Origin of the sequence: Streptomyces sp. WM6386, assembly GCF_000972385.1 — a bacterium.
Lineage (GTDB): Bacteria > Actinomycetota > Actinomycetes > Streptomycetales > Streptomycetaceae > Streptomyces.
In genome coordinates, this window is sequence record NZ_JXTE01000009.1 from 49,620 (window position 1) to 64,206 (window position 14,587).

Annotated in this window: 16 protein-coding genes; 10 read left to right on the forward strand and 6 right to left on the reverse strand. The window is 69.7% G+C overall.

Going from position 1 to position 14,587, the window contains the following annotated elements; all coding sequences use genetic code 11:
• The first annotated feature begins 75 nt into the window (after positions 1-75).
• From TN53_RS07790 to TN53_RS07815, 6 genes are all read left to right on the forward strand, one after another.
• Entirely contained in the window at positions 76-1,065 is a 990-nt protein-coding gene (locus TN53_RS07790) for a GlxA family transcriptional regulator (RefSeq protein ID WP_046257664.1), read from the forward strand.
• The gene (locus TN53_RS07795; RefSeq protein WP_199924531.1) at positions 1,062-1,556 is read left to right on the forward strand and encodes a GNAT family N-acetyltransferase; all 495 of its coding nucleotides are present in this window, start codon (positions 1,062-1,064) and stop codon (positions 1,554-1,556) included. The genes TN53_RS07790 and TN53_RS07795 overlap by 4 nt, the downstream gene beginning before the upstream one ends.
• Before the next feature lie 75 nt (positions 1,557-1,631).
• A complete protein-coding gene (locus TN53_RS07800; protein WP_046257666.1) occupies positions 1,632-2,351 on the forward strand; it encodes a DsbA family oxidoreductase in 720 nt (239 codons plus the stop codon).
• 97 nt (positions 2,352-2,448) lie between these two features.
• Positions 2,449-3,501 carry an aminotransferase class V-fold PLP-dependent enzyme gene (locus TN53_RS07805; protein ID WP_046257667.1) on the forward strand — a complete coding sequence of 351 codons (1,053 nt, stop codon included), beginning with the start codon at positions 2,449-2,451 and terminating at the stop codon, positions 3,499-3,501.
• 85 nt (positions 3,502-3,586) lie between these two features.
• On the forward strand, positions 3,587-4,213 hold the full coding sequence (locus TN53_RS07810; protein ID WP_046257668.1) for an RNA polymerase sigma factor: 627 nt from the start codon (positions 3,587-3,589) through the stop codon (positions 4,211-4,213).
• Positions 4,214-4,247: 34 nt separating this feature from the next.
• A complete protein-coding gene (locus TN53_RS07815) occupies positions 4,248-5,252 on the forward strand; it encodes a maleylpyruvate isomerase family mycothiol-dependent enzyme (RefSeq protein WP_046257669.1) in 1,005 nt (334 codons plus the stop codon).
• A 3-nt stretch (positions 5,253-5,255) separates the two neighbouring features.
• On the opposite strand, the gene thpD is transcribed toward TN53_RS07815, so the two are convergent.
• The 6 genes from thpD to TN53_RS07845 form a co-directional block, all read right to left on the reverse strand.
• Complete coding sequence (gene thpD, locus TN53_RS07820) at positions 5,256-6,143, reverse strand: ectoine hydroxylase (protein ID WP_046257670.1); 888 nt, start codon at positions 6,141-6,143, stop codon at positions 5,256-5,258.
• 4 nt (positions 6,144-6,147) lie between these two features.
• Positions 6,148-6,552, reverse strand: coding sequence for an ectoine synthase (locus TN53_RS07825; protein ID WP_046257671.1), 405 nt, complete (start codon positions 6,550-6,552; stop codon positions 6,148-6,150).
• Between the two features lie 45 nt (positions 6,553-6,597).
• Entirely contained in the window at positions 6,598-7,869 is a 1,272-nt protein-coding gene (gene ectB / locus TN53_RS07830; RefSeq protein WP_046257672.1) for a diaminobutyrate--2-oxoglutarate transaminase, read from the reverse strand.
• Between the two features lie 52 nt (positions 7,870-7,921).
• The gene (gene ectA, locus TN53_RS07835; protein ID WP_046257673.1) at positions 7,922-8,440 is read right to left on the reverse strand and encodes a diaminobutyrate acetyltransferase; all 519 of its coding nucleotides are present in this window, start codon (positions 8,438-8,440) and stop codon (positions 7,922-7,924) included.
• A gap of 299 nt (positions 8,441-8,739) precedes the next feature.
• Positions 8,740-9,267, reverse strand: coding sequence for a DinB family protein (locus TN53_RS07840; RefSeq protein ID WP_046257674.1), 528 nt, complete (start codon positions 9,265-9,267; stop codon positions 8,740-8,742).
• Positions 9,268-9,458: 191 nt separating this feature from the next.
• On the reverse strand, positions 9,459-10,559 hold the full coding sequence (locus tag TN53_RS07845) for a pyridoxal-phosphate-dependent aminotransferase family protein (protein WP_046257675.1): 1,101 nt from the start codon (positions 10,557-10,559) through the stop codon (positions 9,459-9,461).
• Positions 10,560-10,748: 189 nt separating this feature from the next.
• Between TN53_RS07845 and TN53_RS07850 the strand changes: the two genes are divergently transcribed.
• The 4 genes from TN53_RS07850 (at position 10,749) to TN53_RS07865 (ending at position 14,392) form a co-directional block, all read left to right on the forward strand.
• Positions 10,749-11,606, forward strand: a complete 858-nt coding sequence (locus tag TN53_RS07850; RefSeq protein WP_046257676.1) for a transporter substrate-binding domain-containing protein — start codon at positions 10,749-10,751, stop codon at positions 11,604-11,606.
• Entirely contained in the window at positions 11,603-12,436 is an 834-nt protein-coding gene (locus TN53_RS07855; RefSeq protein WP_046257677.1) for an amino acid ABC transporter permease, read from the forward strand. Before TN53_RS07850 ends, TN53_RS07855 begins: the two co-directional genes overlap by 4 nt.
• Complete coding sequence (locus TN53_RS07860) at positions 12,433-13,209, forward strand: amino acid ABC transporter ATP-binding protein (protein ID WP_046257678.1); 777 nt, start codon at positions 12,433-12,435, stop codon at positions 13,207-13,209. The genes TN53_RS07855 and TN53_RS07860 overlap by 4 nt, the downstream gene beginning before the upstream one ends.
• 85 nt (positions 13,210-13,294) lie before the next feature.
• A complete protein-coding gene (locus TN53_RS07865; RefSeq protein WP_046257679.1) occupies positions 13,295-14,392 on the forward strand; it encodes an amidohydrolase family protein in 1,098 nt (365 codons plus the stop codon).
• Positions 14,393-14,587 lie beyond the last annotated feature (195 nt).

Below are 14,587 nucleotides of genomic sequence, written 5' to 3' on the forward strand. Positions count from 1 at the left end.
ACATGCCTCCCATGCTGCGGATCTCCGCCGACGTACAGTAGTGGCCTGAATGCCATACGTCCGGAGGTTCTGGCCATGCCCCGCGCCCCGCACCGCGTCGTCGTCATCGCGCCGTCACCGGTCTCGATGTTCAACCTGGCCATCCCCGAGCTGCTCTTCGGGAAGGTCGAGGTGGACGGCGGCCAGGGCTACGAGGTCGTCGTCTGCACCCCGGACCCGGGCCCCGTCGCCACCACCGGCGGCCTCGCCCTCCACATCGACCGGGGTCTGGACGCGATCGGGGGCGCCGACACGGTGGTGGTGGCCGGGACGGGCCACCGCTACGCCCCCGACCCGCGCACCATCCACGCCGTGCGCGAGGCGGCGGCGGCCGGCAGGCGCGTGACCTCCATCTGCAGCGGCGCCTTCGTACTGGCCGAGGCGGGTCTCCTGGACGGCCGCAGCGCCACCACGTACTGGCAACTGGCGGACGAACTGCGCGACCGCTACCCGTCCCTGGACCTCCAGGGTGACGTCCTGTACGTACAGGACGGCCAGATCCTCACCTCCTCCGGCTACGCGGCCGGCATCGACATGTGCCTGCACATGATCCGCACCGACTACGGCGCCGCGGTCGCCAACGAGGTGGCCCGCCTCTCCCTGGTGGCCCCGGTACGGCCGGGCGGCCAGACCCAGTTCACCCAGACCCCGCTGCCCCCCGAACGCGGCACCGCCTGCGCCGACACCCGGGGCTGGGCCATGCGCAACCTCGACAGACCCCTCACCCTCACCGACCTCGCCCGCCACGCCGGCGTCTCGGTACGCACCCTCACCCGCCGCTTCCACGCCGAAAGCGGCGTCAGCCCCCTCCAGTGGCTCCTGCACCAGCGCGTCGAACGCGCGAAGGAACTCCTGGAAACGACCACCCTCCCCATGGACCAGGTGGCCCGTTCCTGCGGCCTCGGCACCGCCGACTCGCTCCGCGCCCATCTGGTCCGCCGCACCGGTCTGACACCGAGCGCATACCGGGCCCAGTACAGCCGCCTGGGAACCGGTCCGACCGAGGTCACGTCCTCCGTTGCATGATCCACGACAGGGCCGTGGGAGCCCGAGTGATCCGGACCGCCGTACCCGCCGAGGCGGAGGCCGTCGCCGCGCTCCACGCCCGCGCCCGGGCCACGTACTACTCCGACGGCATCCCGGACGACGGCACCGACTGGCTCGCCGCCTGGCGGGGTGCCATCGCCCGGCCGGACGGCCATGTTCTGTGCCTGGTGGACGACGGGCGCATCGTCGCGCTCGCCTCCTTCCGCACCCCCGAGGAAGCCCCGGCGCAAACGGTCAAGCTCCTCCAGTTCCACGTCGACCCCGACCGGTGGCGCTCCGGCCTCGGCACCGCCCTGCACACGGCCTGCGTCGAGCAGTGGCAGGCCGACGGCAGGCGGACCGCCGTGCTGGAGGTGCATGGGGACAACGCGCGGGCGCAGGCCTTCTACGCACGCCAGGGCTGGACCCCGCATCCCGTCGAACCGGGGCACCACCATCTGCGCATGACCCTTGCGGTGGCCGGGGAATGATCCCCACTCCTTGAACGTTCACCCATTAACCGGAGGCCGTCTCCGTACCCGTGCGAGCTGGAAAGAGCCGAAGACATGCGCGTCGAGATCTGGAGCGACATCGCCTGCCCCTGGTGCTACGTGGGCAAGGCCCGCTTCGAGAAGGCGCTCGAGGCCTTCCCGCACCGTGGCCAGGTCGAGGTGGTCCACCGCTCCTTCGAGCTGGACCCGGGGCGCGACAAGGGCGACGTCCAGCCGGTGATCAAGATGCTGACCAAGAAGTACGGCATGAGCGAGGCGCAGGCCAAGGCCGGCGAGGAGAACCTCGGCACGCAGGCCGCCGCCGAGGGCCTGGAGTACCGCACCCGGGACCGTGACCACGGCAACACCTTCGACATGCACCGCCTGCTCCACCTGGCCAAGGCGCAGGGCAAGCAGGACCGGCTCATTCAGCTCTTCTACAAGGCCAACTTCGCCGAGGAGCGGTCCGTGTTCTCCGAGGGGGACGAGCGGCTCGTGGAGCTCGCCGTCGCCGCGGGCCTGGAGGCGGACGACGCCCGCAAGGTCCTCGCCGACCCGAAGGCGTACGCCGACGACGTCCGCGCCGACGAGCGCGAGGCCGCCGAACTCGGCGCGAACGGCGTGCCGTTCTTCGTCCTCGACCGCAAGTTCGGCGTCTCCGGCGCCCAGCCCGTCGAGGTCTTCACCCAGGCGCTGACCCAGGCCTGGGGCGAGCGCCCGCCGCTGACGCTGATCGAGGACGACGGCGCGGAGGCCTGCGGCCCGGACGGATGCGCGGTACCGCAGCAGCACTGAGACGGCGCAGGTCGGGACAGACCCATAAGGGTTCCTTAGGGGAACCACGTAAAAAATCGCGATGGACTAATGCTTCGAGCGGCTCCACAGTGGACGCATGGAGACCTTCGAGAGCCTCGTCCGTACCGAGTTCGCCCCGAAGAACACCTTTCTGAACACCGCGTCCAGCGGTCTGCTCCCCGCCCGCGCCGTGACCGCCCTGACGCAGGCCGCGAGGATCCGGGCCGAGGGCAGGCCACTGGACCCGCTGTTCGACGACGTGGAGACGGCTCGCGCGACCTTCGCCCGCCTGGCCGCCGTGCCGACGCACCGGGTGGCGGCCGGCACCTCCGTCTCCACCTACTCCGGTCTGGTCGCGGCCTCGCTTCCCGCGGGCGCCGAAGTTCTCACCGCGGAGGACGACTTCACGTCCGTCGTGAACCCCTTCCATGCCCGAGGCGACCTCAAGGTCCGCATCGTCCCCCTGGAACGGCTCGCCGAGTCCGTCCGCCCGGAGACCGCCCTCGTCGCGGTCAGCGCCGCCCAGTCCGCCGACGGCCGTATCGCGGATCTGCCCGCGCTGCGCCAGGCCGCCCGGGCGCACGAGGCCCGGACGTACGTCGACTTCTCACAGGCCGCCGGATGGCTGGCCATGGACGCGACCGAGCACGACTACACCGTGTCGACCGGCTTCAAATGGCTGCTCGGCCCGCACGGCGCCGCCTTCCTGGTGGTCCCGGAGGACTTCGGCGCCCTGACTCCCCTGCTGGCCGGCTGGGTCGCGGGCGAGATCCCCTGGAACAGCTGCTACGGCCCGATCGCCGAACTCGCCCACTCCGCCCGCCGGTTCGACATCAGCCCCGCCCTGTTCAGCTACGCCGGCCTGCGCGCCTCCCTCTCCCTGATCGAGGAACTCGGCGTCGCCGCCATCCACGTCCACGACCTGGCCCTTGCCGACCGCTTCCGCGCAGGACTCGCCACCCTCGGCCACGACCCCGTGCCGGCCCCCGGCTCGGCGATCGTCTCCGTCCCCGGACTCGGCGCGAAACAGCCCGCGTTGAGCGCGGCGGGCATCGAGGTCTCCGACCGCGCGGGCAATCTGCGTGCCGCCTTCCACCTCTACAACACCGCCGCGGACGTCGACCGCCTTCTGGACGCCCTGTCCATCTGACCTACGGCGCGCGAACCATTGGCCATGGCCTGTTGTCGTGAACCGCTGGCGCGGGCCCGGCGAGAACGCTAGGAAGGCACCAGGGGTGGTGGTGCCGGTGGAACAGGCGGGCGATACGTCCGTGCGGCCTCCCGTCGACACGGAGCTGCACAGGCGGCTGGTGTACGGCGACGAGTCCGCGCTGACCGAGGCGTACGAGGCGTACGGCGGCCTGGTGCGGCGGATCGCCGTCCGGGTCACCCGCAGTCCGGGCGCCGCCGAGGACGTGGCGCAGGAGGTCTTCGCCCACCTGTGGAGCAGGCCGTACGCCTTCGACGCGGGCCGCGGCACCCTGCGCACCTGGCTCTCCATGCTCGCCCACCGGCGGGCCGTGGACTGGGTGCGCAGCGAGGCCCGGCACCGCAAGGCCGCCGGCGCCGACGACTCCGCACTCCAGGCCATCCCCGAGCCCGGTCCAGGCCCCGACGAGACGGTCGTCGACCGGGAACGCGCCCTCCTGCTCCACTCCGCCCTCGCCGAACTCCCGCAGACCCAGCGGGAGGTGGTGCATCTGGCCTACTTCGCGGGCCGCACCTACCGGCAGGCCGCGGTCGAACTCGGCATCCCCGAGGGGACGGCCAAGACACGGTTGCGCACGGCGTTACGTACCTTGGCCGCTTCTCTGGCGGATTCGACGGACCCGCCCGACCCAGCGCTCGAAAGAGGCGCATGATGGCAGGAGACCTCGCGCGAAAGGGGGGCGCCCGGTGACCACCGAACACGACGGCGTACGCGACCTGCTGGCCGCCTGGGCCTTCGGGGCGCTGGACCCCGCCGACCGCAGAACGGTCGCGTTGCACCTGGCCGAGTGCGAGAGCTGCGCGGCGGAGGCGGAACGGCTGCGCGAGACGGTACGACTCCTCGACGGCCCCGCGTCGAACGGCCCGGGACGTCGCCCGGCCGCCGACATACTCTCCGGCGCCCTGCGCACCCGCCCGGCCGCACCCCGGGTCGCGGCGCACGCCGCCCCGTACGCCGCGGCGGTGGCCGGCCTCAAGGCGCTGCTGCCCGAGATCGAGGGCCGCTGGTCCACCCCGGTCGTGCACGACTGGGACGTGCACGCGACCCTCGCCCATCTCCTCGCCGCCGACGAGCACCTGGCACGGCTGCTCGGCCTGGACACCCGTCTGCCGCTCTCCCGGATCCCGCACGACACCCACTGGGGGGAGGCCTGGAACGAGCGGACCGCCGAGGTCATCGCCCACGAGTACGGCCGTACACCCGAGGAGACCGTCGCCGACTGGGCCGCACAGGCGGACGAGCTGCTCACCGCGCCCGAGGCCCTTGATCCCGAACCGGCCGCCCGCGCGGTGATGTTGATGGGGGTACGGCTGCCGGTCGCCGACCACTACGTGGTGCGCGCCTTCGAGGCGTGGATCCACACCGACGACATCGGCCGCGCCCTCGGACTCGCCGTCCCGCCGCCGCCCGAGGCGCACCTGTGGCAGCTGGTCCGCCTGGCCGTCCGCATCCTCGGTCTGGCCCTGGGCCCGGACGCCGCGCCGGTGCTGTTCTCGGTCACCGGCGGCGAACAATGGGTACTGGGCTCGCAGGACGAGCCCGTACAGGCCGAACTCACCCTGGGTCCGGTCGACTTCTGCCTGCTGGTGGGCGGCCGCCTCACATCCGACGCGGTGCGTAGAGGCGCCACGGGCGACGCGGCCGCCGTACGGAACGTACTGGAGCGGGCCGCGTCGCTGGCGTGGCTGTGAAGGTCACCTCACGGGGGTGAAGTCCCGCGCGCCGATGAACTCGGGCCGGCGTATCGGTGCCGCGAACGGCTCCATGGCCGCGTTCTCCACGCTGTTGAACACGATGAAGACGTTGCTGCGCGGGAACGGCGTGATGTTGTCGCCGGACCCGTGCATGCAGTTGCAGTCGAACCAGGTCGCCGAACCGGCCTTGCCGGTGAACAGCTTGATGCCGTACTCACCGGCCATCGCGGTCAGGGCCTCGTCCGAGGGCGTGCCCGCGTCCTGCATCTGTAGCGACTGCTTGTAGTTGTCCTTCGGCGTGGCCCCCGCACAGCCGAGGAACGTACGGTGCGAGCCCGGCATGATCATGAGGCCGCCGTTGGTGTCGTAGTTCTCCGTCAGGGCGATGGAGACGGACACCGTCCGCATGTTCGGCAGCCCGTCCTCGGCGTGCCAGGTCTCGAAGTCCGAGTGCCAGTAGAAGCCGGAGGCACCGAACCCGGGCTTGACGTTGATCCGCGACTGGTGGACGTACACGTCCGAGCCGAGGATCTGCCGGGCCCGCCCGACGACGCGCTCGTCCCGCACGAGGCGCGCGAACACCTCGCTGATCCGGTGCACCTCGAAGACGGACCGGATCTCCTTGGACTTCGGCTCGATGATCGACCGATCGTCCGCGCGGATCGCGGGGTCGGTGACGAGCCGCTCCAACTCCTGCCGGTAGACGGCCACTTCGTCATCGCCGATGATCTGGTCGACGGCGAGGAAGCCGTCGCGCTCGAACGACTCCAGCTCGCCCGTTTCGATCGGTCCCGGCGTGCCGGGCGCCGACCAGACGACCGGGTCCTTGCGCGGGAGGGCCACCTCGGTGGCGCCGCGACTGGGGTAGAGATCGGTGACGGTGGTCATGCGGTCACACCTCCTCGGGTTCGGTGAGCAGCGGGTAGACGCCGTTGTCGTCGTGGTCCTCCCGGCCGGTCACGGGCGGGTTGAACACACAGATGCAGCGGAAGTCCTCCTTGACCCGCAGCGTGTGCCGCTCGTGCCCGTCCAGGAGGTACATGGTCCCGGGCGTGATCGAGTGGGTCAGCCCGCTCTCGTGGTCGGTCAGCTCGGCCTCGCCCTCGACGCAGACGACGGCCTCGATGTGGTTCGCGTACCACATCGACGTCTCCGTACCCGCGTACAGGATCGTCTCGTGCAGCGAGAAGCCGACCCGCTCCTTGGCGAGGACGATGCGTTTGCTCTCCCAGGTGCCGGACGCGGCCCTCACATGCCGGTCGGTGCCTTCGATCTCCTTGAACGAACGGACGATCACGGTGCTGCGATGCCTCCTATGTAGACGGTTTGTGCAGGGGGTGGTTCAGACGGTTTCCCGTACGGAGCGGGCCAGGACGCTGAGTCCCTCGTCCAGCTCCTCGGGGGTGATCGTGAGCGCCGGAAGCAGCTTCACGACCTCGCTCTCCGGGCCCGACGTCTCGATGAGCAGCCCGAGCTCGAAGGCCCGGTGCGCCACCCGGCCGGCGCGCTCCTTGTCGTGGAACTCCAGGCCCCACACCAGCCCGCGCCCCCGGTACTCCTTCACATCGGCGAGGTTCTCCTCGGTGATGGAGATGAGGGCCTGCTCGATCTGCTCACCGCGCTTGCGGGTCTGCTTCTCCATCGCGGAACCGTCCGCCCAGTACGTCTCCAGGGCGGCGGTGGCGGTGACGAAGGCGGGGTTGTTGCCGCGGAAGGTGCCGTTGTGCTCGCCCGGCTCCCAGATGTCCAGCTCCGGCTTGAACAGGCAGAGGGACATGGGAAGGCCGTAGCCGCTGATCGACTTGGACACGGTGACGATGTCGGGCGTGATGCCGGCCTCCTCGAACGAGAAGAAGGCCCCCGTACGTCCGCACCCCATCTGGATGTCGTCGACGATGAGCAGCATGTCCTGCCGCTCGCACAGCTCGGCGAGCGCCTGCAGCCACTCCTTGCGGGCCACGTTGATGCCGCCCTCGCCCTGCACGGTCTCGACGATCACGGCGGCCGGCTTGTTGAGTCCGGAGCCCTGGTCCTCCAGGAGCCGCTCGAACCACAGGAAGTCCGCGACCGTGCCGTCGAAGTAGTTGTCGAACGGCATCGGCGTGCCGTGCACGAGCGGTATCCCGGCGCCGGCCCGCTTGAAGGCGTTGCCGGTGACGGCGAGCGACCCGAGCGACATCCCGTGGAAGGCGTTGGTGAACGAGACGATGGCCTCGCGTCCCTTGACCTTCCGCGCGAGCTTGAGCGCGGACTCGACGGCGTTGGTGCCGGTCGGGCCGGGGAACATGACCTTGTACGGCAGGTCGCGCGGCCGCAGGACGACGTCCTGGAAGGTCTGCAGGAAGGCCCGCTTCGCGGTGGTGGACATGTCGAGCCCGTGCGTGACGCCGTCCCGCTCCAGGTAGTCGATCAACGCCCGTTTCAGGACGGGGTTGTTGTGCCCGTAGTTCAGGGATCCGGCGCCCGCGAAGAAGTCCAGGTACTCGTGGCCGTCCTCGTCGTACATGCGGCTGCCCTGCGCGCGGTCGAAGACGGTGGGCCAGCCGCGGCAGTAGCTGCGCACCTCGGACTCGAGAGTCTCGAAGACACTGAGGTCGGGCTGGGTGATGGTCACGAAGAATCGCTCCTCGATGCGTGGGGGAGTGCGTTCGGGTCGTCTCGGGTCGTCAGAGGGAGAGGGGGCCGATGCGGTACAGGACTTCGGGTTCGTGCGGCCCGTCGGGGAACAGAGCGGCATCGAAGAGCACTTCACGCTCCAGGTCGGCGTCATGACGCTCGGCGAAGGCGCCGAACAGCCGCTCGGAGGCGGTGTTGCCGGGCGTGATGGTGGTCTCGACGGCGGTGATCCGCTGCTCGGCCGAGGCCCGCACGGCGAGTGCGTCCAGCAGCGCCCCGGCGAGCCCGCGCCCGCGGTGCGCCTCGTCCACCGCCACCTGCCAGACGAGCAGGGTGCGCGGACGGTCCGGCCGCAGGTAACCGGTGACGAAGCCGACCGGCTCCCCGCGCTCGTCCCGCGCGACGGCCGACGTCGCGGCGAAGTCGCGACACCACAGCAGATAGCTGTACGACGAGTTCAGGTCGAGGACCTTGGAGTCCCTCGCAATCCGCCACAACGCGGCACCGTCCGCGATGGACGGACGGTCGATTTGCAGTTCTGCTGTCGTGTCTGCTTGTGCGGCAGTCATGCGAATTGAATTTACCCAGGGAAATTAAAAATTGCATCGCCGAGAGGGGTTACGGGTCGGCGGTGCATGTGTTATCACGCGGGCGGACGCGTGAAAGGTGCGAGGTATGGGTGCTTTTATCCCCGCCAAAAGGCACAAACAACCCACGATGTGTAACGCGTCACAGCCATGTAATCCCCATGAGATCTGCCCGAATTCATCCGGTTGGCGTTCGCAGAATCTTTGCGTTTAGGATGGGAGAAAGCGGGCAGGAGAAGACGGGAAACTGCTCTGGAATGAATTCCAGAATTGCCCCTGAATTAGGCTCCGGTCACCCCGTCGATTCGTTCCCGCAAGATGTCGGCATGCCCGTTGTGCCGGGCGTACTCCTCAATCATGTGGATGAACACCCACCGCAGACTCACCTCCATCCCGGGAGCGGGCCCCTCCATGACCCGCCCGGTGTCGTCGAGCGACCGCCCGGCGACGATCTCGCGTCCCCGGGCGATCTCCCGCCGCCAGACATCGAGCGCGTCCTCGAGCGTGCGGGCGGGATCGAGGCGGTACCCGGTCGCCTCACCGAACACGGGCGGCACATCAAGCCCCGCGACCACCCGCTGGAACCAGTTCCGCTCGACCTCGGCAAGATGCTGCACCAGCCCGAGCAGCGTGAGCCCGGACGGCTCGGCAGAAGGGCGCCGCACCTGCTCATCGTCCAGCCCCGCGCACTTCAACTCCAACGTGGCCCGATGAAAGGCCAACCAGCTCTCCAGCATGGGGAGTTCACCGCCGGTGAGGAGGGGGACGGGGCGGCCGTCGGGCAGGGTGAGGGATGTGTTGGTGGTCATGGGGGGAGCATGGCACGGGGGTACGACAGTCGGTACGTGCCTTCCAGCCCGTCCGGCGTTCGAGGACGAGGCCCTTTCGGGGCCGATCGGGGTCTGGGGCGGAGCCCCGGTGGGGTCGAAGGGGCGGAGCCCCTGGGGATGGGACGGGTAGGGGCGGCGGGGGGGAGGAAACCCGGCCCCCGCCCGAACAGCTACGGCCAACTGTCCCCCACAGCCCGCAGTGCCCCCTCCACCTCCACATCCAGCCCCTGCTCGCTCAACGCGGCCCCCAGCGCCGCAAGGCTCGCCCGCACGGCCCCCGGCGTCGCATCCGCCCCGTAGTGGTTGACCCGGATCATCTCCTTGGCCAGCGCGCCCCCACCCGCGGCCAGCGGCAGCGCCGGATCCGATGCCAGCGCCCGAGACACCAGCTCCGACGCCACCACCCCCGCCGGCGCCCGCAGGGTCGTGGCGACCGGCGCCGCGTCCCGGGCCTCGTACACGTACGGCTCCAGCCCGCCCCCCAGGGCCACGACCCCCGCCCGGGTCGCCGCGGCCGCCGACGCGTGGCGAGCCATCACCGTGTCGAGCCCGACCGACTCGATCCGCTCGACGCAGGCCTGAAGCGCCAGCATCTCCAGCTGGGCCGGCGCGTGCAGCAACGCCTTGCGTCCGCCGTCGACCCACCGCTCCTTCCAGTCCAGCAGCGAGAGGTACGACCGTCGCGGCGCCTGCGGGTTCGCCGCCATCCGGGCCCACGCCCGGGAGCTCACCGAAACCGCCGAAACACCCGCGGGCCCGCCCATCGCCTTCTGCGCCCCGATCACACACAGGTCGACACCCCACGCGTCCGGCAGCACCGGCTCCGCCCCGATCGAGGCGACGGCGTCCAGATAGAACAGCGCACCGTGCGACCGCACCACCTCCCCGATCTCCGCGACCGGGTTGGTGTTGCCCGTCGCCGCCTCCGCATGCACCAGCGAGACGAAGTCGATCGACGGATGCTCGGCGAAGGCCTCCCGGATCTGCTCCGCGGTCACCGCCGTGTGGAACGGCACCGCCAGATCGATCACGGTGGCCCCGCAGTCCCGCAGCCAGTCCCCGAAGGTCTGCCCGTACGGCCCGGTGATCACGTTCAGCGCCACGGTGCCGGGACCCGCGGTCGCGCGGATCGCCCCCTCCAGCGGCAGCAACGCCTCTCCCTGCATGATCACGACATCCTGCGAGGTGCTCAGCAGCCGCGCCACGCGGTCCTCGATCGACGCGAAGTGCGCCGCGCTGAGCGGGGCCAGGTCCAGGAAGGGGTGCGTCACAGTGGTGCTCTCTTCACTCACGGGATCAACGAATCGAGGGTAACCGGCACCCTGGACACCCCGCCCCGCCACCGACTTCTTAGGTCAGACGGCCCTATAACCATCAGTTTGATTTGAGGGTCTCAAACTTCTCCTTATAATCGGAACCCGATATCCGGAACAGACAGTTCCCTCACAGGAGGCTTCCCCGTGCAGACGATCCTCGGGCGTCGGGCCCGCATCCTGGCCGCCACCACCGCGACGGCCGGGCTCGTGCTCGTGGCCGGCTGCTCCTCGGACGACGACGGCGGCAGCGGCACCAAGACCGCCGCCGGCGGTGTCGAGCTCGTCAAGGCGGGGCAGCTCACCACCTGCACCCACCTTCCGTACCCGCCCTTCCAGTCGGAGATCGACGGCAAGGTGCAGGGCTTCGACGTGTCGCTGATCGACCTCGCCGCCAAGAACCTCGGCGTGAAGCAGGAGATCCTCGACACGCCGTTCGAGAACTTCAAGACCGGTGCGTTCCTCAACTCCGGCGAGTGCGACCTCGCGGCCGCCGGCATGACCATCACCGAGGAGCGCAAGAAGAACGTCGACTTCTCGGACCCGTACTTCGAAGCCACCCAGGCCCTCCTCGTCGACAAGGGAAGCGGCATCACGTCGCTCGCCGACGCCAAGTCCGAGAAGGTCGCGATCGGCGCCCAGGCGCAGACCACCGGCGAGGACTACGCCAAGAGCCAGGGCCTGGACCCGGTCTCCTTCGAGTCCTCCGACGCCGTCCTCAACGGTCTGCGCTCCGGCCAGGTCAAGGCCGTCGTCATCGACTACCCGGTCGTCCAGGGCTGGCTGAAGACCAAGGCCAACGCCGACGCCTTCCAGGTCGCCGAGCAGATCAACACCGGTGAGGAGTACGGCTTCACGGTCAAGAAGGGCAACACCAAGCTGCTCGCCGCCATCAACAAGGCCCTCGCCGAGGCCAAGTCCGACGGCACGTACAAGACGCTGTACGAGAAGTGGATCGGCCCCTACGACGAGTCCGCGGCCTCCGCGTCCCCGTCCGCCTCATGACGAGCCCCGACGCACAACTCCAGCCTCGCAAAAAGGGCCTGACCCGCAGTCAGAAGCGCAGTCTGTCGCGCGGCGCCCAGTACGTCGTGTTCGTCGCGGCCGTCGTCGCCTTCGCGGCGTCGGCCGACTGGGGCCGGCTCAAGAACCAGTTCGCGCAGTGGGACATCGCCGAGCAGATGTTCCCGGACGTCATCACGCTCGCGCTGAAGAACACCGTGCTCTACACGCTGTCCGGCTTCGCGTTCGGGCTCGTCCTCGGCATGGTCATAGCGTTGATGCGGCTGTCGTCGGTGGGCCCGTACCGCTGGTTCGCCGGCGTGTACATCGAGATCTTCCGCGGCCTGCCCGCCCTGCTGATCTTCATCTTCATCGGCGTGGCGGTACCACTGGCCTTCCCGGGGACCGAGATCCCCGGCGGCACCTACGGCAAGGTCGCCCTCGCGCTCGGCCTGGTGGCGGCCGCGTACATGGCGGAGACGATCCGCGCGGGCATCCAGGCGGTGCCCAAGGGGCAGATGGAGGCGGCCCGTTCACTGGGCTTCTCGCCCGCGCGGGCCATGATCTCGATCATCATCCCGCAGGCGTTCCGGATCATCCTTCCGCCGCTGACCAACGAACTCGTCCTGCTCTTCAAGGACTCCTCGCTGGTCCTCTTCCTCGGCGTCACCCTGGAGGAGCGCGAACTGTCCAAGTACGGCCGTGATCTGGCCAGTACGACCGCCAACTCCACGCCGATCCTCGTCGCCGGCCTGTGCTATCTGCTGGTGACGATCCCGCTCGGCTTCGTCGTGCGCCGTATGGAGGCGAAGGCCCAGGAGGCCGTGAAATGAGCCGACCGGAAATCGAAGTCCGCGGCCTGCACAAGTCGTTCGGCGACAACGAGGTCCTCAGGGGTATCGACCTGGAGATCGGCCAGGGCGACGTCGTCTGCGTCATCGGCCCCTCCGGCTCCGGCAAGTCCACGCTGCTGCGGTGCGTGAACCTCCTGGAACAGCCCACCAAGGGCCAGGTCTTCGTCGGCGGCACCGAACTCACCGACCCCGATGTCGACATCGACGCCGTACGCCGCCGTATCGGCATGGTCTTCCAGCAGTTCAACCTCTTCCCGCACCTCACCGTCACCGAGAACCTCACGCTGCCCCAGCGCAGGGTGCTCAGGCGGGACAAGGCGCAGGCGGCGAAGGTGGCCGCCGAGAACCTGGAGCGGGTGGGCCTGTCCGAGAAGGCGAACGCCTACCCGGCCTCCCTCTCCGGCGGCCAGCAGCAGCGGGTCGCGATCGCCCGTTCGCTGTCGATGGGCCCCGAGGTGATGCTCTTCGACGAGCCGACGTCGGCACTGGACCCGGAGCTGGTGGGGGACGTGCTCGCGGTGATGCGGATGCTGGCCCAGGAGGGCATGACGATGATGGTCGTCACGCACGAGATGACGTTCGCGAAGGAGGTCGCGGACAGGGTGGTCTTCATGGACGGCGGGGTGATCGTGGAGGACGGCACCCCGGCCCAGGTCATCAGCAGTCCCAGCCATGAGCGGACGCGGCATTTCCTGTCGCGGCTACTGGACCCGGCGATGGCTGATGTCGAGGAGGAGGACAGCGCCCCGTAAGGGGCGCGGGGAACTGCGCGACAAGCCCCCCACCGGGCCGCAGTCCAAGAACAACCCGTCGAGCCAAGCGCATATCGTGCGGTACATGAGTGATCAGGTGGTGCTGCACGTAAAGGGCCGAGTTCTCGTAGGCCCAGAGGACGTCCGAGACGAACTCTGGATCATCGACGGCCGCATCACCTACGACCGCCCCCTCGGCGCCCAGGACATCCGCACCGTCGAGGGCTGGACCCTCCCCGGCCTGGTGGACGCGCACTGCCACGTGGGCCTGGGCCCGCACGGCCCGGTCGACACCGACGTAGCCGAAGCGCAGGCCCTCACCGACCGGGACGCCGGCACCCTGCTGATCCGCGACGCCGGCTCCCCCTCGGACACCCGCTGGACGGACGCCCGCGAAGACCTGCCAAAGATCATCCGCGCCGGCCGCCACATCGCCCGCACCCGCCGCTACATCCGCGGCTACGCCCACGAGATCGAACCGGACGACCTGGTCGCGTACGTCGCCCAGGAGGCCCGCCGGGGCGACGGCTGGGTCAAACTCGTCGGTGACTGGATCGACCGCGAAGTCGGCGACCTGGCCCCCAGCTGGCCGCGCGACGCGGCGCAGGCGGCGATCGCCGAGGCCCACCGCCTGGGTGCGAGGGTGACGGCCCACTGCTTCGCGGAGTCATCGCTGCGAGACCTGGTCGAGTCGGGCATCGACTGCATCGAACACGCCACGGGCCTCACCGACGACCTGATCCCCCTCTTCGCCGACCGCGGCGTGGCGATCGTCCCGACACTGGTCAACATCGCCACGTTCCCGAGACTGGCCGAGGGCGGCGAGTCCAGGTTCCCCCGCTGGTCGGCCCACATCCGCCGCCTCCACGAACGCCGCTACGACACGGTCCGCAGCGCTTACGACGCCGGCATCCCGGTCTACGTCGGCACCGACGCCGGCGGCACCCTGCCCCACGGCCTGGTCGCGGCCGAGGTCGCGGAACTGACCAAGGCGGGCATCCCCCCGACCGAGGCCCTCGCGGCGACGACCTGGGCTGCCCGCGAGTGGCTGGGACGCCCGGGCCTGGAGGAGGGAGCCGCGGCCGACCTCGTGGTGTACGACGAGGACCCGCGGGTCGATGTACGCGTACTGGCGGCGCCGCGACGGGTCGTGCTGAACGGGCGCGTCGTTGACGGAGCGTGACCGAAAGTCGCCCTGCTTCGTTGTGCACTCCAGCTCTCGGACCGGCGCGTCAACGGGAGCGCTCGCACACATGGGGGTCCAGGGGTGACTTCGAGGAACACCCGTGCCGCACGATTCGAAAAGGTTCACGGAAACACCACGTTGGGGTGAAGTCCCGCCGGACTGCTGACTGTTCACTCTGAGTACGTAATTCTT